Source organism: Pseudomonas abietaniphila, assembly GCF_900100795.1.
Taxonomy (GTDB): domain Bacteria; phylum Pseudomonadota; class Gammaproteobacteria; order Pseudomonadales; family Pseudomonadaceae; genus Aquipseudomonas; species Aquipseudomonas abietaniphila.
Genome location: NZ_FNCO01000019.1, coordinates 20,852 through 44,249, shown reverse-complemented (window position 1 = coordinate 44,249; position 23,398 = coordinate 20,852). Strand labels below are relative to the sequence as shown.

General features: G+C 60.3%; 17 protein-coding genes and 4 tRNA genes. 10 read left to right on the top strand and 11 right to left on the bottom strand.

What is annotated here, in order from left to right; translation table 11 throughout:
* The first annotated feature begins 21 nt into the window (after positions 1 to 21).
* The 4 genes from BLS87_RS27615 (at position 22) to BLS87_RS27600 (ending at position 8,205) form a co-directional block, all read left to right on the top strand.
* Positions 22 to 630, top strand: coding sequence for a cysteine dioxygenase family protein (locus BLS87_RS27615; RefSeq protein ID WP_074757707.1), 609 nt, complete (start codon positions 22 to 24; stop codon positions 628 to 630).
* On the top strand, positions 627 to 2,207 hold the full coding sequence (locus BLS87_RS27610) for a rhodanese-related sulfurtransferase (RefSeq protein WP_074757705.1): 1,581 nt from the start codon (positions 627 to 629) through the stop codon (positions 2,205 to 2,207). The genes BLS87_RS27615 and BLS87_RS27610 overlap by 4 nt, the downstream gene beginning before the upstream one ends.
* 130 nt (positions 2,208 to 2,337) lie before the next feature.
* Positions 2,338 to 3,348, top strand: a complete 1,011-nt coding sequence (locus BLS87_RS27605) for an ABC transporter substrate-binding protein (RefSeq protein ID WP_074757703.1) — start codon at positions 2,338 to 2,340, stop codon at positions 3,346 to 3,348.
* A gap of 762 nt (positions 3,349 to 4,110) precedes the next feature.
* Entirely contained in the window at positions 4,111 to 8,205 is a 4,095-nt protein-coding gene (locus BLS87_RS27600) for a DEAD/DEAH box helicase (RefSeq protein WP_074757701.1), read from the top strand.
* Between the two features lie 127 nt (positions 8,206 to 8,332).
* On the opposite strand, the gene BLS87_RS27595 is transcribed toward BLS87_RS27600, so the two are convergent.
* The 4 genes from BLS87_RS27595 to BLS87_RS27580 all read right to left on the bottom strand — a co-directional run bounded on the left by BLS87_RS27595 (position 8,333) and on the right by BLS87_RS27580 (position 8,744).
* Positions 8,333 to 8,408 (bottom strand) — tRNA-Gly (locus BLS87_RS27595).
* A 4-nt stretch (positions 8,409 to 8,412) separates the two neighbouring features.
* Positions 8,413 to 8,488: transfer RNA gene (locus BLS87_RS27590), tRNA-Glu, on the bottom strand.
* A 102-nt stretch (positions 8,489 to 8,590) separates the two neighbouring features.
* Positions 8,591 to 8,666 (bottom strand) — tRNA-Gly (locus tag BLS87_RS27585).
* Positions 8,667 to 8,668: 2 nt separating this feature from the next.
* Positions 8,669 to 8,744 (bottom strand) — tRNA-Glu (locus BLS87_RS27580).
* Between the two features lie 264 nt (positions 8,745 to 9,008).
* Between BLS87_RS27580 and BLS87_RS27575 the strand changes: the two genes are divergently transcribed.
* Positions 9,009 to 9,782, top strand: a complete 774-nt coding sequence (locus BLS87_RS27575; RefSeq protein WP_074757699.1) for a hypothetical protein — start codon at positions 9,009 to 9,011, stop codon at positions 9,780 to 9,782.
* Positions 9,783 to 9,835: 53 nt separating this feature from the next.
* On the opposite strand, the gene BLS87_RS27570 is transcribed toward BLS87_RS27575, so the two are convergent.
* Both BLS87_RS27570 and BLS87_RS27565 read right to left on the bottom strand, forming a co-directional pair.
* Positions 9,836 to 10,318 carry a GAF domain-containing protein gene (locus BLS87_RS27570; RefSeq protein WP_074757697.1) on the bottom strand — a complete coding sequence of 161 codons (483 nt, stop codon included), beginning with the start codon at positions 10,316 to 10,318 and terminating at the stop codon, positions 9,836 to 9,838.
* The gene (locus BLS87_RS27565) at positions 10,315 to 11,208 is read right to left on the bottom strand and encodes an ATP-binding protein (protein WP_074757695.1); all 894 of its coding nucleotides are present in this window, start codon (positions 11,206 to 11,208) and stop codon (positions 10,315 to 10,317) included. The genes BLS87_RS27570 and BLS87_RS27565 overlap by 4 nt, the downstream gene beginning before the upstream one ends.
* 101 nt (positions 11,209 to 11,309) lie before the next feature.
* Here BLS87_RS27565 and BLS87_RS27560 point away from each other — a divergent pair, with 101 nt between their 5' ends.
* The gene (locus BLS87_RS27560) at positions 11,310 to 13,646 is read left to right on the top strand and encodes a hybrid sensor histidine kinase/response regulator (protein WP_074757693.1); all 2,337 of its coding nucleotides are present in this window, start codon (positions 11,310 to 11,312) and stop codon (positions 13,644 to 13,646) included.
* Positions 13,647 to 13,688: 42 nt separating this feature from the next.
* Here BLS87_RS27560 and BLS87_RS27555 read toward each other — a convergent pair whose 3' ends face one another.
* Together BLS87_RS27555 and msrB are read right to left on the bottom strand one after the other, a co-directional pair.
* Complete coding sequence (locus BLS87_RS27555; RefSeq protein WP_074757691.1) at positions 13,689 to 14,174, bottom strand: glutathione peroxidase; 486 nt, start codon at positions 14,172 to 14,174, stop codon at positions 13,689 to 13,691.
* 104 nt (positions 14,175 to 14,278) lie between these two features.
* On the bottom strand, positions 14,279 to 14,677 hold the full coding sequence (msrB, locus tag BLS87_RS27550) for a peptide-methionine (R)-S-oxide reductase MsrB (protein ID WP_074757689.1): 399 nt from the start codon (positions 14,675 to 14,677) through the stop codon (positions 14,279 to 14,281).
* A gap of 193 nt (positions 14,678 to 14,870) precedes the next feature.
* Between msrB and BLS87_RS27545 the strand changes: the two genes are divergently transcribed.
* Positions 14,871 to 16,082, top strand: coding sequence for a pyridoxal phosphate-dependent aminotransferase (locus tag BLS87_RS27545; RefSeq protein WP_074757687.1), 1,212 nt, complete (start codon positions 14,871 to 14,873; stop codon positions 16,080 to 16,082).
* A 284-nt stretch (positions 16,083 to 16,366) separates the two neighbouring features.
* Positions 16,367 to 17,254 (top strand): protease HtpX, encoded by an 888-nt coding sequence (gene htpX, locus BLS87_RS27540; protein WP_062380349.1) that lies wholly within the window; start codon positions 16,367 to 16,369, stop codon positions 17,252 to 17,254.
* A gap of 90 nt (positions 17,255 to 17,344) precedes the next feature.
* On the opposite strand, the gene BLS87_RS27535 is transcribed toward htpX, so the two are convergent.
* Positions 17,345 to 18,001 carry a thiopurine S-methyltransferase gene (locus tag BLS87_RS27535; RefSeq protein WP_074757685.1) on the bottom strand — a complete coding sequence of 219 codons (657 nt, stop codon included), beginning with the start codon at positions 17,999 to 18,001 and terminating at the stop codon, positions 17,345 to 17,347.
* 105 nt (positions 18,002 to 18,106) lie between these two features.
* Here BLS87_RS27535 and BLS87_RS27530 point away from each other — a divergent pair, with 105 nt between their 5' ends.
* Positions 18,107 to 18,874 (top strand): DODA-type extradiol aromatic ring-opening family dioxygenase, encoded by a 768-nt coding sequence (locus BLS87_RS27530; RefSeq protein ID WP_074757683.1) that lies wholly within the window; start codon positions 18,107 to 18,109, stop codon positions 18,872 to 18,874.
* Positions 18,875 to 19,654: 780 nt separating this feature from the next.
* Here the strand turns inward: BLS87_RS27530 and BLS87_RS27525 are convergent.
* Positions 19,655 to 21,331, bottom strand: a complete 1,677-nt coding sequence (locus BLS87_RS27525) for a DEAD/DEAH box helicase (protein WP_074757681.1) — start codon at positions 21,329 to 21,331, stop codon at positions 19,655 to 19,657.
* Positions 21,332 to 21,747: 416 nt separating this feature from the next.
* Between BLS87_RS27525 and BLS87_RS27520 the strand changes: the two genes are divergently transcribed.
* Complete coding sequence (locus tag BLS87_RS27520; protein ID WP_074757679.1) at positions 21,748 to 22,539, top strand: crotonase/enoyl-CoA hydratase family protein; 792 nt, start codon at positions 21,748 to 21,750, stop codon at positions 22,537 to 22,539.
* On the opposite strand, the gene BLS87_RS27515 is transcribed toward BLS87_RS27520, so the two are convergent.
* Positions 22,540 to 23,295, bottom strand: a complete 756-nt coding sequence (locus BLS87_RS27515; protein WP_074757677.1) for a spermidine synthase — start codon at positions 23,293 to 23,295, stop codon at positions 22,540 to 22,542.
* Between the last annotated feature and the right edge of the window lie 103 nt (positions 23,296 to 23,398).

Sequence of the window (23,398 nt, the reverse complement as noted above, 5' to 3'; positions counted from 1 at the left end):
GGAATCTGCAGCGGAGCGGACATGACTCATCCCCGACACCCCGAACGGCTGAGGGCCTTTATTGGCGCCCTGGCGGAACTGATCGACAGTGACTCCGGCGAAGCCGACCTGCTGCATCGTGGCGGCAAGCTGCTGGGGCAACTGGTGCGTCACGACGACTGGCTGCCCGATGAGTTCGCCACTCCCGATCCGACCCGCTACCAACAATTTCTGCTGCACGCCGATGCCCGTCAGCGGTTCTCGGTGGTCAGCTTTGTCTGGGGACCGGGTCAGCGCACACCGATCCACGATCATCGGGTCTGGGGACTGATCGGCATGTTGCGCGGCGCTGAGTTCTCACAGGGTTTCGCGCGCAGCGTGGATGGGCGTCTGGAGAAGGAAGGCGCTGCCATCAGGCTTGAACCGGGTCACGTGGAAGCGCTGTCGCCGCACCGCAACGACATTCATCAGGTCAGCAACGCGTTCGCGGATCAGGTTTCAATCAGCATCCATGTCTACGGCGCCAACATCGGCGCGGTAAAGCGTGCCGTCTATCAATCGGACGGCAGCGAGAAACTGTTCATCTCCGGCTATTCGAATGCCTACCTCCCGAACATCTGGGACCTGTCCAAAGAGAACCAAGCCCAATGACGACACACACCCGTTCGTTTGCCGATATTCGCGCTGCCTTGCTCGCCCATGACGAAGTCGCGCTGGTCGATGTGCGCGAAGAAGCCCCCTTCGCCGAAGGCCATCCGCTGTTCGCCGCCAACATCCCGTTGTCGAAACTGGAGCTGGAGGTGCTGTCGCGCATCCCACGTCGCGACACCGCGATCACCCTCTACGACAATGGCGAAGGCCTGGTCCAGCCTGCCCTCTCCCGCCTTATCGAGTTGGGCTATAGCGATGTGAAGGTGCTCGAAGACGGCCTACAGGGTTGGCGCGACGCCGGCGGCGAACTGTTTATCGACGTCAACGTCCCGAGCAAAGCGTTCGGCGAACTGGTCGAGCATCATCGCCACACACCGTCGCTTGCCGCCGAGGACGTGAAGCAGCTGCTCGACAGCAAAGCCGATGTGGTGGTGCTCGATGCCCGCCGCTTTGATGAATACCAGACCATGAGCATCCCGACCGGCGTCAGCGTGCCCGGCGCCGAACTGGTGCTGCGCGCCCGGGAACTCGCGCCCGATCCCAAGACCCGGATCATCGTCAATTGCGCCGGGCGAACCCGCAGCATCATCGGCACTCAGTCGCTGGTGAACGCCGGTCTGCCCAATCCGGTTTCCGCGCTGCGCAACGGCACCATCGGTTGGCTGCTCGCCGGGCAGACGCCGGATCATGGCCAGGCGCGACGCTTCCCCGCGGTGAGCGACACAACCCTTGAGGTCGCCCGGGCCGACGGGCGCAAGGTGGCCGACACCGCAGGGGTGAAACGCGGAACCCGACGTGACCTGCACACCTGGCAGTCTGAGCTGACGCGCACGACGTACCTGTTCGACGTGCGCACGCCAGAGGAATTCGAAGCCGGTCATCTACCCGGGGCGCGCTCGACGCCGGGTGGGCAACTGGTGCAGGAAACCGATCACTACGCCAGCGTGCGCGGCGCCCGAATCGCCTTGGTCGATGACGACGGCGTGCGCGCCAACATGTCGGCCTCGTGGCTGGCGCAACTGGGTTGGGAGGTGTTCGTGCTCGATGACCTCACGCCTCGGGACTTCAGCGAAACCGGTCCTTGGATCGCCCCGATCCCGACGCCTTGGCAGGCCGAAGAAATCAGTGCCGATACGTTGCGCCAATGGCAGCAGCATGGCGGTGTCGCGGTGCTGGATTTCACCGCCAGCGCCAACTATGTGAAGCAGCACATCCCGGGGGCCTGGTGGACGTTGCGCGCCGACCTGTCCAACGCGCTGCGAAAAATCCCCGCCGCCGATCGCTACGTCTTGACCTGCGGTAGCAGCAAACTGGCGCGCCTGGCCGTGCCTGAAGTCGAAGCCCTGACCGGTAAACCGGTGTTTCTGCTCAGGGACGGCACCGCCAGCTGGATCGCTGCCGGTTTTGAACGGGAAAGCGGTGAAACCCACCTCGCCTCCCCGCGCATCGACCGCTACCGACGCCCCTATGAAGGCACCGACGCGCCGCGCGAAGCGATGCAGGCTTACCTGGACTGGGAGTTTGGCCTGATCGAGCAACTGGGACGCGACGGGACACATGGGTTCCATGTGATCTGAGCAGCGCGCCGTCGGCAAAACCCCTTATCTGAACGCTAAAGAACCTGCGGGATTGACGCCAGGCGAGAGCCCTTGCGCCTGGTATCCCCTTATTCACAACCTCCTCACCTAACGCATGGAGCACCGTCTCATGTCAGCCTCAATCAGCTCACGGCTACGCGCCAAATCACTGCTGCTCGGCACCCTGCTGGCGCTTTTTCTGGGTCAATACGCCCAAGCCGCCGAACCGCTGCAACCCTTACTCGTCGCCAATCAGAAATCGGCGCTGAAAATACTGCTGGCGGTTTCGGGCGAACTGAAAGACGTACCTTACGAGATCAAGTTCTCCGAATTCCCTTCCGCGTCCCCGCTGGGTGAGGCGCTCAATGCCGGTGCGGTGGACGTCGGCGCGCTGGGCGATGCGCCTTATGTGTTCGCACTGGGGGCCGGAGCATCGTTGAAGGTCATCAGCATCACCCACGTCAACGGCCGCTACACCACCGCGCTCATCGTGCGCAACGATTCGCCGATCACGTCCGTGGCCGACCTCAAGGGCAAACGCATCGTCACCGGGCGCGGTTCCATCGGTCATTACCTGGCGATTCGCGCGCTCAATGAGGCGGGTCTGAAAACCAGCGATGTCAGCTTCGTGTACCTCTTGCCGAGTGAATCACGGTTGATCCTCGACAACGGGGATGCCGATGCCTGGGCGACCTGGGCGCCCTACACCACCGTCGCAACGCAGAGCGGCGCGCGGATCCTGCCCAACGGTCCGGACCTGTTGACCAATCACTCTTACGTTGCTGCTACCAGCAAGGCCATCGCCGAAAAACGCGCGCAGCTGGATGATTTTGTCGTGCGACTGGACCGCGCCTATCGGTGGGTCAATGCGCATCCCAAGGAGTACGCCGCCGCGCAGACCAAGGTCACCGGCTTGCCACTGGACGTGCATCTGGCTGTCAACCAGGACACCAAAATGGAACGCGTGAGCATTGATGACAGCGTCATCAAAGGCCTGCAGAACACCGCGGATATCTATGAGCGCGAGGGCATCCTGAACAAGCATGTGGACGTATCCCATGGCTTCGATCCGGGGTTCAACGCCATTCGCCTGGCCGCTGAGCAAGCCGCCGAACAGAACAATCCACAAGCAGCGCGCTAGCGAGCAAACGCGCAGAGCCATCGGATGAGCGCAGCTTTTCGACCTGCAGTCAAACGCAGGAATGTGTGAGCTCGGTCTGGGGGCATTCCGATGAATGCGGTGGGTCAGCAACCATCGGGGGTAAATGACACATCGCGTTCGCTGCCGTCGTAACCTCCGACGTCTCCTACAGGGACCGCGTCGGTCCATGAAGCCGTCGCAACGCATGAATGTGTGAGCTCGGTCTGGGGGCATTCCGATGAATGCGGTGGGTCAGCAACCATCGGGGGTAAATGACACACCGCGTTCGCTGCCGTCGTAACCTCCGACGTCTCCTACAGGGACCGCGTCGATCCACGAGGCCGTCGCAACGCATGAATGTGTGAGCTGGGTCTGGGGGGCATTCCGATGGATGCGGTGGGTCAGCAACCATCGGGGGTAAATGACACACCGCGTTCGCTGCCGTCGTAACCTCCGACGTCTCCTACAGGGACCGCGTCGATCCATTGCGATCCGCGTCGATCCATGGTGATCCATTTCGATCCTCGAAGCCGTGGCAACGTACCAGAGTGTTGGAGTCAGCGGCCTCTCCCACCCGGCGATCAACCCATTCAGCCGAAATCATGCGGTGTTGCAAGGTGTCAGCAATGCGAATTTGCAGCCGTTCGCTTGACCGGCGCAGGGAGGAAGTTCGACAAGCGCCCCTGTCTCGTGAAAAATACGAGCTTTGCCTGAGGATGAGTCACCGCCTCCCAGGCGACCGCGTGTCCAATGAGGTCCAGAATGCTGTTCAGCGAACCCCAAAACCCTGATCACCTGCCCGATAACTGCATGAGGGTCTTGTTTGGTTTAGTGACTTCGTTTCCCGGCAAGGGTAAGACGTCGCTGCTCAAACTTCTGCGGGCGATGGACGTGCAGGACTTCCACGGCAAGCGGGTGGAAGCCCCTGCGCTGGTCGAGATGCTGGAATGGCTGCAGCACGAAGAGTGGGTGGTGCTGGATCAGCAACCTGAAGGGCAATACTTCAGCGTCGCCCCAGCGCGCCGCAACCACGTGTTGCTGGCCTTGCTGAACGCGCCTGACCGTAACCAATGGCTACACGAGATCATTGCCGGCTTGCCCCAACTCAGTGCCTGGCAGACACCCTCCCGATCACGAATACTGCAAGACCTCTGGCTCAGCCTGCTCATCGGCGATACAGGCGAATTGGAGCAATCGCTGCAACTGGCCACGTACATTTTTGTCCACCCCACTAACTCCGCTCCGCACCCTATGCACGTGTTGCAAGGTAATCCGGAAGGCCTCGAGGTGTTTGCCCGGCTCGATGACGCAGCGCGAGCGGTGTTGGTGGAAGACCACCTCAATCTGCTCAACACGCGACTGGGCCCTGCGGGGCACACCTACGAACTGGCCCTGCGCGAGGTGGAGATCCAGCCTTCCTTCGAGCTGACATTGGAGCTCTCACTCCAGGCGTTGTGGCGTGGCGACTGGGAGATGCTCGATTACCTGGGCGCAAATGAGCTGGAGCTCATGCACCGAACCATCAACGCGATCCTGCGGGGTCAGGTGACCGAGACGCTGCTGCTTTTACGCAACTGGCTCACCGAAATGCGCAGGCTCCTCAAGAAGCGCAAGATCGATCTACCGCCAGTGCTCAATGGGTTTTACTGCCTGGCACTGTTCGCCGAGAACGACCCGAAACAACATGCGCAGCTCAAACAAGCCATCACCTTAGGAATGAAGGAGAATTACGGCGCGGCCTACGACGTCTTTGAACACTTGCTGGAACAGTTAAAAGGCGAAAAGTCGTCCATGTCGTCGTCGCATCTTCCGTCCACGTTGAATGGCATGGATGGCCTGATGTTGGCGCTAGCTTTGTACTGGCTGGACGCACCCCAGGCGCGCCAGGACAAATGGCACACGACCCTGGAAGATTATCGCGATCAACTTGACCGGGAAGGCTACGCCTGGCTCGCGGCAGAATTCGACGCGCTGATCGCCGTACAATTCGGATCGCCCCGGCAATTGACCGAGGTGCACCTGAGCGCCGATCTGCAGCCGCTGGTGTCACTGCTTCATCGCAAGGAAGCCTGGCAGCATGCACTCAATGCCCTGAGTCAGCTCAGGCCCGGCAAGGTGGCTGCCACCGCCACTGCCGAAGAAAAACCCACGCGTCTGGCCTGGATGATTACGCTCAGCACCTATCACGTACAAGTCGAGCCTCGTGAGCAGAAGCGTAATGCCAAGGGCCAGTGGAGCAAAGGTCGCGCCGTCGCGTTGAAGCGCCTGATGGACGACAGCGCAGTCATGGATTTCCTGTGCGAACAGGACCGCCAGGCCATCAGCGCAATTGTGGTCAGCCACTACCATTACAGCAGCGTTGATTACGAACTGCCCGCTGGCCTGGCCTTGCCCCGGTTAGTGGGACACCCGGCGCTTTACTGGCAGGACGCGCCTGATGTGCGGATTGATCTGCAAGCGGGCCAGGCTTCACTGAACCTTCAGTCCCGTGGCGGGCAGATTCACCTCAAGCTTGAACCGCAGGGCGTTGTCGGCGCAGAGCACGTCTACCTGCACAAAGAAACCCCGACCCGCCTTCTGGTGTATCCGATCAGCCGCGAACTGCGCAAAATCGCGGAAATCGTCGGCAAAGGCCTGAACGTGCCGACAGAGGCGAAAGCGCAGCTGATCGAAGCCGTCAGCGCAATCGCCCCGCTACTGCCGATTCACTCGGACATCCCCGAGCTCACCGGACACCTCGATCAGGAGCCGGCAGACACTCGGCTGTACGCCCACTTGTTGCCTCTGGCCGAGGGAGTGCGTCTGCAATTGCTGGTGCGTCCACTGGCAGACGGCAGTTGGTTCCGGCCCGGCCAGGGCGCGGAAAACCTGCTGGGCGATCGCGATGGCAAGCCACTTCAGGTCATCCGGGATCTGGACGCTGAACGACAGGCGCTGCAGCACGTGCTGCACAGCTGTCCGGGACTGGCCTATGCCGACAGTGATGGCCAGGAGTGGCAACTGGATCAACCTCAGCATGCCTTGCAACTGCTCAGCGAATTGCACGCGCTGGACGGCGAACAACTTCATTGCATCTGGCCGGAAGGCGAACGCATGCGCATCAAGGGCCGATCCGGCCTGAGCCAGCTCAAACTGGGGCTTCGTCAACAGGGTGACTGGTTTGTCCTGCAAGGCAGCATTGCCCTGGACGACGGCCGGGTCCTCCAACTCAAGCAGATACTGGACTTGCTCAAGGCCAATCCCGGACGCTTCCTGAAACTCAACGAACATGACTGGCTGGCCCTCGACGACAGCCTGCGCAAGCGCCTCGACGAACTGGCTCACTTGGCCGACCGGGTCAACGATCAGGGGCTGCGCCTCAGCACACTGACGACGCCGCTGCTGGCCAGTCTCGCTCAGGAGGCCGGAGAGTTCGAAGCCGATGCGGGCTGGCAAACGCACCTCGAGAGGCTGGAATCCTTGCGCGATTACCAGCCTCAAGTGCCCGGCACCCTGCAGGCCGAATTGCGCGATTACCAGCACGATGGCTTCGTGTGGCTGGCGCGTCTCGCGCAATGGGGCGTGGGCGCTTGCCTGGCCGATGACATGGGCCTGGGTAAAACCGTACAAACCCTCGCACTGCTGCTGCAGCGGGCAGGTTCGGGTCCGCAACTGGTGGTTGCACCGACCTCCGTCACGCTGAACTGGCAAGCCGAAAGCGCCCGTTTCGCGCCCAGCCTGAATGTGCGGCTGTACCAGCAGCATCGCAGCCTGGAAGACCTCGGTCCCGGCGATCTGGTGGTCGTCAGTTATGGACTGCTGCAACAGGAGACCGCTGCCTTTACCGCGCAACGCTGGAGCAGCGTGGTGCTGGACGAAGCGCAAGCGATCAAGAACGCACAAACCAAGCGCTCCCAGACGGTCATGGCACTGGAGGCCGATTTCCGCATGGTCGCCACCGGCACACCGCTGGAAAACCACCTCGGTGAGCTGTGGAACCTGTTCCGCTTCATCAACCCAGGGCTGCTCGGCAGCCAGGACAGTTTCGCCGGGCGCTTCGCAACGCCCATCGAGCAAGGCGATGTTGCGGCACGACGAGCGCTCAAGGCGTTGATCCAGCCGTTTATTCTGCGCCGCCTGAAAAGCCAGGTGCTGGAAGAGCTCCCGGCCCGCACCGAAATCACCTACAAAGTGCCGCTGTCGGACGAAGAAGCTCATCAATACGAGGCCCTGCGTCAGCAAGCGGTCGACACGCTCTCGCGTATCGACCCGCAGGCGGTGAAATCCATGCAGGTGCTGGCGGAAATCACCCGGCTGCGGCGCTTCTGCTGCCACCCTTCTCTGGTCCTGCCGGGCTCAACGCTGCCAGGCAGCAAATTGCAGGCCTTCAAGGAGATCGTCGAGGAGCTGCTGGAGAACCGTCACAAGGCGCTGGTGTTCAGCCAGTTCGTCGATCACTTGAGCATCGTGCGCGCCTGGCTTGACCAGCAAGGTATCGCCTATCAATACCTGGACGGCTCTACCCCGGCCAAGGAACGCCAGAAGCGCGTCGAAGCCTTCCAGGCGGGCGTGGGTGAAATCTTCCTGATCAGTCTGAAGGCGGGCGGCAGCGGTCTCAACCTGACGGCCGCGGATTACGTTATTCACCTCGACCCTTGGTGGAACCCGGCCGTAGAAGATCAGGCCAGCGACCGCGCCCATCGCATGGGCCAGCAACGGCCGGTGACGATCTACCGGCTGGTCACTGAAAACAGCATCGAAGAACAGATCGTCGCTCTGCATGGGCGCAAGCGCGATCTGGCGGACAGCCTGCTGGATGGCGGCGAGATCAGCGCGAAACTGGATGCCGATGCGCTGTTGAAGCTGCTTAAAGGCTAAGTGTCTGGGTGTGGGCTTGATGCGGTTGTCAGGCCCACACCCATTGCGCAGGCATCGGAGCCACTGCTGAAGGTAAAAACGCGCACAAACAAAAACGCCGCTCTGATGAGCGGCGTTATTGTGAATTTGGAGCGGGAAACGAGACTCGAACTCGCGACCCCGACCTTGGCAAGGTCGTGCTCTACCAACTGAGCTATTCCCGCAATATGGCGTCCCCTAGGGGACTCGAACCCCTGTTACCGCCGTGAAAGGGCGGTGTCCTAGGCCACTAGACGAAGGGGACACTGCCTGAAACACCATGGTGTTGTGTTTCAGTTCCAGAAATCCATCCGAAGATGCTTCCTGGTTTCACTCAGCCTCGCTCAAGAGCGAAACTGCTTAAAATTGGAGCGGGAAACGAGACTCGAACTCGCGACCCCGACCTTGGCAAGGTCGTGCTCTACCAACTGAGCTATTCCCGCAATGGCGTCCCCTAGGGGACTCGAACCCCTGTTACCGCCGTGAAAGGGCGGTGTCCTAGGCCACTAGACGAAGGGGACACGCTACAACATTCACTCCCTGCCGCGCTTCGCTGTGTGCTTTACGCTGCAAGTGGCGCGCATTCTATGGATGGTTGGAGGGGTCGTCAACCCCTCAATGAAAATTTATTCAAATCAATGACTTCGCCCTCTATTTCGGTAATGGACGGCCGATACAGAGTTGTCAGTGCTCGCTGCTATTAGTAGCCAGCTGACCATTACCCTTTCCGCGATAGTGCATAGCCACTACACTCGGCGCAAATAACCTGAAGTGAGGCTAGTACGGTGACACCACTCTTTATCACCCTGTTGGTTGTAGCAGGCATCGTACTCCTGATTGCTGTGGGCTATCTGAATCACGTAGCCGAAAACAAGAAGGTCGAACGCGCCCGCACATTGGTTGAGCTCAACGACCGCCTGCGGCGTTGCAGCGAACTGTCCGAAACCTTCCCCGGCCAATTGATGAGCCCGGCACTCAAGCTGTTGCTGGTGCGCCTGGAGCTGAACGTGGTCAAGCGCTTGATTGCGCTGGAAAGAAGAAACAACCCGGGCATTCAGGAACGCGAAACCGAGCTCGAGGCATTGGCGGCCCAAGGCGACGCCATCAAGGTCACCAACCCGGTCAGTCCGATTCAGACAGAAGCCAAAGCCAAGGACGTGCGCTTTCTTCTGGAAGCCATGCATGGTCAGGTCACGCGGGCGGCCCACGATGGCGCCTTGCAGACCGCCGAAGCCAAGCACTGGATTCGCGAGATCCGCAACATGCTGGTCCTGCTGCACATCGAGTTCTTCAATAACCTGGGCCAGCAAGCCTTGAACCAGGAGCAGCCCGGCCAGGCGCGTCTTGCATTTGAGCGCGGCGTGCAATACCTGAAGAACCAGGCAGAACCTGCGCCGTGGAAAGCCCACCTGCAGGCGATGGAGCGGCAACTGGCACGGGCCAATGCCATGGTGCTGGACAACATTGCACCGACCGAAGATGACCACAACGAGCTCACCGAAGGCCTGAAAGCCGACGACACCGATGCCGAGTGGAAAAAGAAGGCGATTTACGACTGAGGGTTCTGTGACTGTGGAGCGCATATCATCGCTCCACAGTCGCAAGCCTTACCTCAGCAGTCAGTGGCCCTGAGGAAGATGGCCGCCAATTGCTCGATACCCGCCTGATCCGCCTCGCTGAAACGCGCCAGACTCGGACTGTCCAGGTCCAGTACTCCAATCAAACGCCCCTCCTTGACCAACGGCACGACCAGCTCGCTGTTCGACGCGCTGTCGCAGGCGATGTGCCCCGGGAACGCGTGCACGTCCAGCACGCGTTGCGTTTCACGGCTTTGCGCCGCCGTTCCGCAAACACCCTTGCCGAACGGAATCCGTACACAGGCGATTTGCCCCTGGAACGGACCCAGCACCAGCTCCTCATCACGGTTGAGGTAAAAGCCGGCCCAGTTCAAATCGTCGAGCTGGGTATAAAGGAACGCGGAAAACTGCGCAGCGTTGGCGATGAAGTCGCGCTCGTCCGCCAGCAGGGATTCCAGTTGTGCAGCCAACAGGCGATAGCCGTCAAGGCCCTCGCCCGCTGCATTCAAATCGATCATGGATGTTGCTCCAGCATTTTCAAACCAACCCAATAACGGGCGAACTGGTAGGCACAGCGGCCATTGCGGTTACCGCGCCCGGTGGCCCAACGCACGGCAAGGATGTCAAATGCCTGGTCGCGCTGCCATTCAAGACCGGCCTTGGCGGCCAGTTCGCCGACCCAGTGCTCCACCACGTCAAGGAAGTGTTCCTGCGTGAAGGGATAGAAGGACAGCCACAAACCGAAGCGGTCAGACAGGGCGATTTTGTCCTCCACCGCTTCACTCGGGTGAATCTCGCCATCGTCGCCGCGCTGCCAGTGCGCATTGTCGCTTTCCTTCTCCGGCACCAGATGGCGACGGTTGGAGGTGGCGTACAGCAATACGTTGTCCGGCGCCTGCTCGAGCGAACCGTCGAGCACGCTCTTGAGCACGCGATAGTCGCCTTCGCCGGAATCGAACGACAAGTCGTCGCAGAACAGCACGAAGCGTTGCGGCAGCTTCTGCAATTGCTCAACGACCCTCGGCAGGTCACCCAGGTGATCGCGCTCGATTTCAATCAGACGCAAACCCGCCTTGGCGTGCTCGGCGAGCAGCGCGCGCACCAGCGAGGACTTGCCCGTGCCGCGCGATCCCCACAGCAGCGCATGGTTGGCGGGCAGACCGTCGATGAACTGCTGAGTGTTTCGGCCTAGCTGATCACGCTGATGATCGACCCCGATCAAGTCGGACAGGCGCATGTCCAGGGTCACTTCTAGCGGCATCAGATAACCGACGCGACCCTCACGCACCCAGCGCGCGGCCAGTGCCTTGTCCCAGTCCACCGGCTCGCGCACGGCGGGCAACAAAGGCTCGAGGCGCGCCAGAACCGATTCGGCGCGTTCCAGAAATGCGTTCAACCGAGAATCCACAATGTCTCCTTGATTTAACTGGTTAAAGCCGGTGTGCGATCAGCTATGCTTGGCCGCGACGGACGCATGAAGTGCAAGTGCCCTCTGGATCAAGTGCCCATATGGATATACCAGTCACACACCGATTGTCGTTCAAACAGGCCCGTTTGACGGTTCTGATCGGTTTCTTGTTGGGAACCCTGCTCAGCCTCGTCCAGATTGCGATCGATTATGCCAGCGAAGATGCCTCCATCGATCGTGAAATTCGCTCTTTGCTGCAAATCAGTCACAACCCCGCCTCCCGCATCGCCTACAACATCGACGCTGAACTCGCGCAGGAACTGACCATGGGCCTGCTGCACTCGCCCGCGGTGGTCGGTGTGCGCCTGATCGACAACAACAACGAAATCCTGGCGGCCGTGTCGCGCCCTCCGACAGAAAACCCTTACCGCATGCTCAGCGATCGCCTGTTCGGTAAAAGCCGTCAGTTCGAGGACGTGCTGCACCTGGACCATATGCCGAACGAGGCGATCGGCACGCTGTACCTGGAGGTCGACACCTTCGAATTCGGCAGCCACTTTTTGCAACGGGCAGAGATCACATTGCTCAACGGCTTCGTTCGCAGCCTCGTGCTCGCCGCCATCCTGATGGGGTTGTTCTACCTGACGCTGACCAAGCCGCTGACCGGCGTGATCCGCGCGCTGGCTGACCGGGACTCACGCAGCCCGACGCAGGTTCCGCTGCCCTGCCCGCACGGGCATGAAAACGACGAGATCGGCGTGCTGGTGCAAGTCGCCAACCAGCAGTTCGACAATGTCGCCTCTGAGTTCGGCCGTCGGCTGGACGCCGAGAATCGCCTCACTGATCACTTGAACGAGCTTGAGGACATCGTCTCGGCACGCACGCTGGAGCTCAAATCCAGCAACACACGGCTGAGCCAGTCCAACGAAGAACTGCAGATCGCGCGCAGCACGGCGCTGGACATGGCCCATGCGCGCTCGGCGTTCCTGGCGCACATGAGTCATGAGATCCGCACGCCACTGAACGGTCTGCTGGGCATGCTGGCGTTGTCGCTGGATGGCCCCCTGAGCGCTGAACAGCGTCAACAGCTGTCGATCGCCCATGACTCGGGCAAGGTCCTGGTCGAGCTGCTTAACGACATCCTCGACCTGTCGAAATTCGACGCAGGGCAGCTTGAACTGGAGCGCATTCCCTTTGACCTCGCCACGCTGATCGAGGACACCGCCAACCTGCTGTCGCAGAATGCCGCCCCGAGCGTCGAACTCACCTGCCTGATCGACCCTCGCTTCCCGGCAATGGTCCTCGGCGATCCGACACGGGTTCGCCAGATCGTCAGCAACCTGCTGTCCAACGCACTCAAATTTACCCGTGCGGGCCGCGTGGACGTGCGTTTGAGCCAGCACGAAGACAAGGTCCGCATCGAAGTGTGCGACACCGGTATCGGCATCGCCCAGGACGCGCAGGCGAAAATCTTTCAGCCGTTCACACAGGCCGAAGCCGCGATCACCCGTCAGTATGGCGGCACGGGTCTGGGTCTGACCTTGACCCACAATCTGTGCGAAGCCATGAACGGTCAGTTGAACATTGAATCCACTGCGGGCGTTGGCAGCCGTTTTTATGCCGACCTGCCACTGCCTGCGCACACACCGGCGCCCGTATGGCCCGGGCTTACCGGGCGAGTGGTGGTGGTCAGTGCGGCGAACAGCGGCCTGGTGGAGATGTTGAGTCGGCAGCTCCCGGACTGGGGCATCGAGTACCGGCATTTTTTGACCACCGACCTGCCCGCGGATGTGCAACCGGATTTGCTGATCACCGACGGCCCTGAATGCCTGATCGGCATTCGTCCTGCGACAAAAATTCCCGTTCTGCTGGTCACCGCGTATGGCAACTTCATGCCTGGCCAGCAAGTGGTGTCACTGGCGCCGCTGCAGCAACAGGCGCGGCCGTTGTCCCGCAGCGTTTTGCATCAGGCGCTCAAGCGGGTTTTGCTGGTCCATGAACAACAACCCGGCGACCACCCCGCGAACGGACTGCCCGTGGCACACCGTGCAAGGATCCTGCTGGTGGAAGACAACCCGGTGAACCAGCTGGTGGCCAAAGGCATGCTGGGCAAGCTGGGTTGCGAGGTTGTCGTCAGCAGTCACGGGGCGGAGGCGTTGCAGCAGCTGGAACGCAGCCATTTCGATCTGGTGTTGATGGATTGCAACATGCCGGTGATGGACGGCTATGAAGCCACGCGTCTGATACGCCAGAGCGGGAAGTGGCCTGACCTGCCAATCATCGCCCTGACCGCCAACGCGATGCCGGAAGAACGCGAACACTGCAAGAACGCCGGGATGAACGATTACCTCGCCAAGCCGTTTCACCGTGAAGAACTGGTCTATCTGCTGGATCAGTGGATCAAGACGCCCACTCTGAAGCCGCAAGCCACGCGCTAGAACGTGCGGCAGTCGCCTGCCGCTCGAGGCGTATGACGGCTCCTATTTCAACAACGCTTCGATGTCGGATTTCAGCTCTTCGGGCTTGGTCAACGGCGCATAACGCTTGACCAGTTTGCCGTCCCTGCCGATCAGGAATTTGGTGAAGTTCCACTTGATGCGCTCAGACCCCAACAGACCGGGCGCCTGCTTCTTCAATTGCACGAACAACGGATGGGCATCGCCGCCGTTGACGTCGATCTTCTTGAACAACGGGAAACTCACGCCGTAGTTCAACTCGCAGAACTCGGAAATCGCGCCCTCGTTGCCCGGCTCCTGCTTACCGAACTGGTTGCACGGAAAGCCCAACACCACCAGCCCCCGGTCCTTGTAACGCTGCCACAGCTCTTCAAGGCCTTTGTACTGAGGCGTGAAACCGCATTTGCTCGCGGTGTTCACCACCAGCACCGCCTTGCCAGCGTAATCGGCAAGCGTCTTCTGCTCGCCCTTGATGGTCTGCACCGGAATGTTCAGCAACGTCTCGCTCATGGCGAAGCCTCGAAAAGGATCCAGCGGCCAAATTAGCGCGCCATTGGTTGGCGCGCTATTTAATTATCGACGGTGATACCGGGCCATACAGTCAGGGCACGCGGTCAGGCTTCGCGGGGCACCAGGTCCAGGCACACCGAGTTGATGCAATAACGCAGACCTGTTGGCTCAGGACCGTCCGGGAACACGTGCCCCAAGTGCGCGTCGCATTTGGCGCAGACCACTTCGGTACGGATCATACCGTGGCTGACGTCGCGCACTTCTACCACGGCACTGCCCTCGATCGGCGCATAGAAGCTCGGCCAGCCGCAGCCGGAATCGAACTTGGTGGTGGAGTCGAAGAGCGCCTCGTTGCAACAGATGCAATGGTAGACGCCGTCGGTCTTGGTGCTGTTGTACTTGCCAGTGAAAGGCCGCTCGGTGGCTTTGAGTCGGCAGACGTTGTACTGCTCTGGATCAAGCATCTGTTTCCATTCTTCGAGGGTTTTTTCCAGCTTTTCCACGGGTACACCTCCACAACTGAAAAAGCCCGATCTGTGTCTTTTCCACGGATCGGGTGGCACGTATGATTGCGCCTTCGTTAGACGCCAGTCTGTCACCCGCGTTTCTCGCATACAAACCCATTTTGATGGCGTTGTGCTCAGCGGTCCGCCTTCTTCGTCTACTGCGGACCGTCCATTTTCGGGATCAATCACCATGCAGTTCAGCAAATCGAACAAGCTCGCCAACGTCTGCTACGACATTCGCGGGCCCGTGCTCAAGCACGCCAAGCGCCTGGAAGAGGAAGGCCATCGCATCCTCAAGCTGAACATCGGCAACCCGGCGCCGTTTGGTTTCGAGGCGCCGGACGAAATCCTGCAGGACGTGATCCGCAACCTGCCGACCGCCCAGGGCTACAGCGATTCCAAAGGCCTGTTCAGCGCGCGCAAGGCGGTGATGCAGTACTACCAGCAAAAGCAGGTCGAAGGTGTCGGCATCGAAGACATCTACCTGGGCAACGGCGTCTCCGAGCTGATCGTGATGTCGATGCAGGCCTTGCTGAACAACGGCGACGAAGTGCTTGTTCCGGCGCCTGATTATCCGTTGTGGACAGCGGCTGTTGCCTTGTCCGGCGGCAACCCGGTGCATTACCTGTGCGACGAGCAAGCCAACTGGTGGCCTGATCTGGACGACATCAAGGCCAAGATCACCCCGAACACCAAGGCCATGGTGATCATCAACCCGAACAACCCGACCGGCGCGGTGTACTCGAAAGAGGTGCTGCTGGGCATGCTGGAAATCGCTCGCCAGCACAATCTGGTGGTGTTCTCCGATGAAATCTACGACAAGATCCTCTATGACGACGCCGTGCACATCTGCACCGCATCGCTGGCGCCGGACTTGTTGTGCCTGACCTTCAACGGCCTGTCCAAATCCTACCGGGTGGCCGGTTTCCGTTCGGGCTGGATCGCGATTTCCGGCCCCAAGCACAATGCCCAAAGCTACATCGAAGGCATCGACATCCTGGCGAACATGCGTCTTTGTGCCAACGTGCCGAGCCAACATGCGATCCAGACGGCGCTGGGCGGTTATCAAAGCATCAACGACCTTATCCTGCCGCCGGGCCGCCTGCTGGAGCAGCGTAACCGTACGTGGGAACTGCTCAACGACATCCCCGGTGTCAGTTGCGTGAAGCCGATGGGGGCGCTGTACGCCTTTCCGCGCATCGACCCGAAAGTCTGCCCGATCCACAACGACGAAAAATTCGCGCTGGATCTGCTGCTCTCGGAAAAGCTACTGATCGTTCAGGGCACCGCGTTCAACTGGCCATGGCCGGACCACTTCCGCGTGGTGACACTGCCGCGTGTGGATGACCTGGAGCAGGCGATCGGCCGAATCGGCAATTTCCTGAAGTCGTACAAGCAGTGATGCTGCGCCTGTAGGAGCGCGCTTGCCCGCGATTGCGGTTTGTCTGTGAAGTCTTGATCGCCTGACAAAGCGCAATCGCGGGCAAGCGCGCGCCTACAATCCATGTCGTCACCGTCGCTCGCGCAACAATCGCTCTACCCCCACCCTCTCGCAAATGGCCCATAATTGCCTTGGTGACGCCAAACGACACAGTTTGAAATAGTCGCCCGGTTGAATACGCACCGACATCACCTTATATACCCCGCAACACGTTACACATTCTTCACGAGGAGAAATTCAACACCATGATGCGCATCTTGCTGTTTTTGGCCACTAACCTTGCGGTCGTGCTGATTGCCAGCATCACCCTGAGCCTTTTTGGCTTCAACGGGTTCATGGCGGCCAACGGGGTTGATCTCAACCTCAATCAGCTGCTGATCTTCTGCGCCGTATTTGGTTTCGCCGGCTCGCTGTTCTCGCTCTTCATCTCCAAGTGGATGGCGAAGATGAGCACCGGGACCCAGATCATCACCCAACCCCGCACCCGTCACGAACAGTGGCTGATGCAAACCGTAGAGCAACTGGCTCGCGAAGCGGGCATCAAGATGCCGGAAGTCGGGATTTTCCCGGCGTACGAGGCCAACGCTTTCGCCACGGGCTGGAACAAGAACGACGCGCTGGTCGCGGTCAGCCAAGGCTTGCTGGAGCGTTTTTCGCCGGATGAAGTGAAAGCGGTGCTGGCCCACGAAATCGGCCACGTCGCCAACGGTGACATGGTCACGCTGGCGCTGGTTCAGGGCGTGGTGAACACCTTTGTGATGTTCTTCGCCCGCATCATCGGTAACTTCGTCGACAAGGTCATCTTCAAGAACGAAGAAGGCCAGGGCATCGCCTACTACATCGCGACCATCTTCGCCGAGATCGTACTGGGCTTCCTGGCCAGCGCCATCGTCATGTGGTTCTCACGCAAGCGTGAATACCGTGCCGACGATGCCGGTGCCCGCCTGGCCGGTACGGGTGCGATGATCAGCGCGCTGCAGCGTCTGCGCTCGGAACAAGGCGTTCCGGTGCAAATGCCTGACAGCCTGACCGCGTTCGGCATCAACGGCGGCCTGAAGCACGGCCTTGCTGGCCTGTTCATGAGCCACCCGGCGCTGGAAGACCGCATTGAAGCACTGCGCCGTCGCGGTTGATTGACCTGCAATGTTGATTCACCTGCAATGTTGATTCACCTGCAATAACGAGAAAGGGCGACGCGAGTCGCCCTTTTCTTTTGCCTGATACTAACGCCGGAACATCCGATACGCCGACTCGATCAGGCGACTCGCGCCGGCCTCCAGAAACTTGCGGCTCTTTTGCAGCACATCCTCATCGGCAATCAGCTTCACCCGCCACTCGGGTGACAGCAATTGCATCACTTCGTCGTCTGGGACCGAGAACGGTGGGCCATCGATCTCCGACTGCTCGTAATCCAGAGAGATCAAGAGGCCACGGCAATCGGCGGGCAGAATACGGTTGAGGTGCTCAACGTAGCGCCAGCGCATGTCAGACGGCAGTGCGATCAAGGCGGCGCGGTCGTACAGCGCCGAACAATTGCCGATGTCCTTGGCGGTCAGCGCAAAGAAATCACCGCACCAGATCTCGCAGGCCCCATGGCTGTAGACCTTGAACCGGCCTTTAACTTCCAGTGCAGGCTCGACTCGGGCCTCGCTGAAAAAGTCCTGAACGGCCTTCTCGGATATCTCGACACCCACCACCTCAAAGCCCTGTTGATCAAGCCAGTGCAGGTCGATGCTTTTGCCGCACAAGGGCACGAGCACTCGTTCACCGGGTTTCAGGTTCAATTCCGGCCAGAATTTCTGAAGGTAGGGATTCACCTCTGACTGATTGAAGCCAATCTGATTGATCGCCCAGCGCTCATGCCAAAACTGCGGCTCCATAAATGCTCCTGATAATTCGATCAAACGGCACTAAAACTTATATTAGATTTAGATCAATGATCTGCCTGATCATGCTGCTTATCTTATACGCTCAGGACGCCCGACATGTTCCCCAGCCTGTTCATTTCTCACGGCTCCCCGATGCTCGCGCTGGAACCCGGCGAGAGCGGCCCGGCATTGAAGCGTCTGGCGGCCGAACTGCCGCGCCCCAAGGCCATCGTCATCGTGTCGGCCCATTGGGAAAGCAACGAGTTACGGGTCAACGGTAACCCGCAGCCGGAAACCTGGCATGATTTCGGCGGTTTCCCGGCCGCCCTGTTCGCCGTGCAATACCCGGCGCCCGGCCTTCCGGAAATGACCCGCCGCGTACTGGACATGCTCGCGGCCGCCGATCTGCCCGCCCAGGTGGACACCCGTCGCCCGTTCGACCATGGCGTCTGGGTGCCGCTGTCGCTGATGTACCCGCAGGCCGACATCCCGATTGTTCAGGTTTCGCTGCCTTCACGCATGGGCCCTGCCCTGCAGACACGTGTGGGTCTGGCATTGAACCGCCTGCGCGAGGAAGAGGTTCTGGTCATTGGTTCGGGCAGCATCACCCACAACCTGCGCGAACTGGACTGGCACTCTGGACCGGAGAGCGTTGAGCCATGGGCGCTGGCGTTCCGCGACTGGATGGTCGAGAAACTGGCCGCCAACGACGAGGAAGCGCTGCACGACTACCGCCGCCAGGCACCGAATGCCGTGCGCAATCACCCGACGGACGAGCACCTGCTGCCGCTCTACTTCGCACGCGGCGCGGGGGGTGCATTCAGCATCTCGCACCAAGGCTTCACCATGGGCGCGCTGGGGATGGATATTTACAGGTTTGGGTGAGCCGTCCGGCTGCGCCGAAGCGATTACTACGTGTGGGAGTATCTATAGTTCTCAAACCAGTGGTGTCGGTCCGTTTCTTGAGGGTCGCAAAGGCTGACAACATGCGCCACATCCTGGATGACGCAGAGCGTCATTGAATGTGTTACCACGCGGAGCGTGGGAACCATCAGCTAGCTCGCGATGGGAGTGAGCCAGTTTCCCCAAAGGTGAATGACACACCGCATTCGTCAGCAAGCTAACTCCCACAGGTTTTATGTTTATTCAATGATTGAGGTGTTGAATCTAAACAGCGCAACGCGCGCTCTGGCTTTTGATCTTCATACCGCAGCAGCCCAGACACCACAAAACGCGACTTGGGTGCAGGCTGAACGCAGGCGATGCGGAGTGGGACGAGCGGCATGGATGCCGCGAGAGCGCCGCTAGGACATGGATGTCCGTTCGGCGCGGGCCCACGGAGCGTCGCCGAAGTGAAGGAACCCGACGAAGTCGGGCCCAACCAGGAGCATAGGACCCTTGGTTACTTGGGGTCTTTTCAAGTAACCCGCCGAAGGCGGAACAGTTTGGCCGTTAGGACAAACAAACCATCAGCGTCACCTCAAATAGTGGAAATGCACACTATATCGGCGAGCTCGCTCACGAATAATCGATGTCAGCCAATGCTGATTGAGTGGATGTAATGAACCCTTCGCGAGCCGGCTAGATCCCACATGAACCTTCAGACAAAAAAAATCCCCGAACCAGTCGGGGATTTTTTTGTTCAGACGATCAGCTCAGCACTGATCAGTCTTCGCGATAGCGACGCAGTTTCAGCTGCTTGCCGGCAACGCGGGTGTCTTTCAGCTTGGCCAGCAGACGCTCGAGGCCATCTTCTGGCAGCTCGACGAGGCTGAAGCTGTCACGCACCTGGATGCGACCGATTGCTTCGCGAGCCAGACCACCTTCGTTGAGGATGGCACCCAGCAGGTTTTTGGCAGCGATGCCATCACGCGCGCCCAGCGCGGTACGGCAACGTGCACGGCCTTCAGCCAGCGGCATTGGCGCACGGCGCTCGCGATCACCACGATCAGGACGGTCACCCGATGGACGATCAGCACGATCGCCACGCGGCGCGCTGTTCGGTACCAGTGGACGTTCTTTCTCGATGGCAGCCAGGGTCAACGCTTGACCGTTGGTGGCTTTGCGCAACAGTGCAGCAGCGAGTGCACGCGGGGTGCAACCGATGTCAGCGGTCAGACGGTCAAGCAGATCACCGTGGCTGGCTTCAGCGTCGGCAACCAGCGGCGCCAGGCTGTTGGTCAGTTTCTTGATGCGGGCATCGAGAACAGCTTGCGAGTCTGGCAGGCGAACTTCGGCAACCTTCTGACCGGTAACACGCTCGATCACTTGCAGCATGCGGCGCTCACGTGGAGTCACCAGCAGCAGCGCACGGCCTTCGCGACCGGCACGGCCGGTACGGCCAATACGGTGAACGTAGGATTCCGGATCGTACGGCATGTCGACGTTGAACACGTGAGTGATGCGCGGAACGTCCAGACCACGGGCAGCCACGTCGGTCGCGACAACGATGTCCAGACGGCCATCTTTCAGCGAGTCGATCACGCGCTCACGCTGGTTCTGGGCGATGTCGCCGTTCAGCGCAGCGGCCTTGTAGCCTTTGGCTTCCAGGGCGCTGGCCAGGTCCAGGGTGGCTTGCTTGGTGCGGACGAACATGATCAGGGCGTCGAAATCTTCGACTTCCAGCAGGCTCAGGACGGCAGAGGTCTTCTGGTCAGCGTGAACCAGCAGGTGAGCCTGCTCGATCGCGGTAACGGTCTGGGTCTTGGTCTGGATCTTGACGTGCTGCGGGTCACGCAGATGGCGCTCGGCGATGGCACGGATCGACTGCGGCAGGGTGGCCGAGAACAAAACGGTCTGACGGGTTGCCGGCAGTGCCTTGAAGATGACTTCCAGGTCGTCCATGAAGCCGAGTTTCAGCATTTCATCGGCTTCGTCGAGAACCAGGTGGTTCACGGTCGCCAGGACTTTTTCGTCACGACGCAGGTGGTCGCACAGACGGCCTGGGGTGGCAACGACGATTTGAGCGCCGTTACGGATGGCTTTCAACTGTGGGCCCATCGGCGCGCCGCCGTAGACAGCCACAACAGTAACGCCCGGCATCTGCTTGGCGTAGGTTTCGAAAGCGGTTGCAACTTGCAGCGCCAACTCACGGGTTGGCGCCAGGATCAGGGCTTGCGGCTCGCGCTTGGCAGGATCGATGCGATGCAGGATAGGCAGGGCGAACGCGGCAGTTTTACCTGTACCGGTCTGCGCCTGGCCGATCATGTCCTGGCCGGCCATGATGATCGGGATCGATTGCTGCTGAATGGCCGAAGGCTCTTCGTAGCCAGTCGCGGCGACGGCTGCAAGAATATTCGGATTGAGATTAAAAGCGGCGAAGCCGCCGGTTTCCTGGGTCATGGGTCTGCCTCTGAGTGCATCCGCAAAGACCCATGCTTCAAAGCTGCGCGTGCCGTGTAAGACCCTAGAGTCACCCTGGCTGCTTTGTCGGCGGGGATTTGCGAAAACGTATTGATGAATGGATCGTCAAGGATAGTTCGTAACCGAACCGGCTTGAGAAGAAGGCTTCGCAAACCCATACCGTGACGAGGGCCCTATGAAAGGCCGGCGCGCACTATACCGGAATTGCCAAAAAAAGTGAGGATTTTTTTCAGAGAAAGAAGACCTTGCGTCCAACTGTCACAGGCTTTGCGCAAACCTGTGTCAGTGTCTATTTTTCAAGAGCCCGGTATTACTGGCGGCGGGGGCTTAAACGATTCACCTCATCAGTCAGGCAGCCCACCCTCCACTTCTCCTCTGCACGCAGGAATTCGGACATGACCTCTTCGATCAAAGGCCACGTCACCCGGGAACAGCGTGGCGCCATCATGCTTATCGGGCTCGATCGAGTCGCCAAACGCAACGCCTTCGACATGGAAATGCTCAACCAGCTCAGCCTGGCCTACGGCGAGTTCGAGCGCAACGAACTGGCTCGGGTGGCGGTGGTGTTCGCCCACGGCGACCATTTCACGGGGGGACTGGATCTCGTCGAGGCAGGCCCCTCACTCAGAGAAGGCTGGAAAGTGCCGCCGGGAGGCTGCGATCCCTGGGGGTTATTCGTCGGTCCCAGGGTCAGCAAGCCGGTGATCGTCGCCGCCCAAGGCTACTGCCTGACGCTGGGGATCGAACTGATGCTCGCCTCCGATATCAACCTGTGCGCCAGCAATTCGCGCTTCGCCCACCTGGAAGTCCAGCGCGGCATTTTCGCGTTCGGCGGCGCGACGCTGCGCCTGCATCAGATCGCTGGCTGGGGCAACGCCATGCGCTGGCTGTTGACCGGCGATGAGTTTGACGCGCACGAGGCCTGTCGCATGGGGTTGGTGCAGGAAGTGATGGCGCCCGAGGAACTGCTGCCGTCGGCCCTGCGACTGGCGCAGCACATCGCCGATCGCGCGCCGCTGGGCATTCGCGCCACGCTGGAGTCGGCGCGCCAAACGGTGCTCGAAGGCGAGGAGGCCGCGGCGCGAACGCTGCCGATGCTGGTCAGGCGGGTGATCGACAGCGACGACGCCAGAGAAGGCTTGAACGCCCTGCTGGAAGACCGCAGCCCCGTTTTCACGGGACGTTGATCAGGTTGCCGGACGCAAGGTCTTGATGAGTGGAAGCAACGAGTAACCCAGTTGCGGCGCCAGACCTTCGGCGCGCCCGATCAGCGCGTCCATGTCCAGGCTCTGTTCCAGATCAGCCGGCACGATGAGAATCACGTTGCCTTCCTTCACAGGCAACTCCCAGTAGTGGCGATGGTAAAGACCGCGCAAGAGCGCCGCGCCCAGCGGTTTGCCGTCGTCCGAGGCCCATTGATTGATGATCAACCAGCCACCGGGGTTGAGGCGTTGCTGGCACTTTTCCAGAAAGCCCCACGCCAGATGCCCCACCGCAGGGCCGGTGTCGGTGTACAAGTCTACGAAGATCAGGTCGGCGTTTTCGGCCGTCGGCAGCAGTTCCAGAGCATCGCCGATGCGCACGTAAAGCCGGGGATCGTCTTCCAGGCCCATGTACTCCATCGCCAGACGGGGCACGTCCGGGCGCAGTTCGATAGCCTCGACGTCGTCCAGCGGCAGGAATTTCAGGCAGGCCTGGGTCAGCGTGCCGGCGCCGAGCCCCATGAAGAGCGCGCTCTCGGGGAACTCATGGCACAACGCACCGATCAGCATCGCGCGGGTGTAGTCATACTCCAGCCACGCCGGGTCGGCCGTGAACGTGCAGCTCTGCTCAATGGCATCGCCAAACTCCAGGAAGCGGTAATCGTCCACTTCCAGCACGCGAATCATGCCGAAGTCGTCATGAACTTCAGCCAGCACGCGCTCTACACGCTCCTCGGTCATTGCTGCTCTCTTGCCAAAAGTTTTGGGGGTTAACCCTGTGGGAGCGAATTTATTCGCGATACGGTGGCCCAGCCAATACAGATGTGTAGGCTGAACCGCTGTC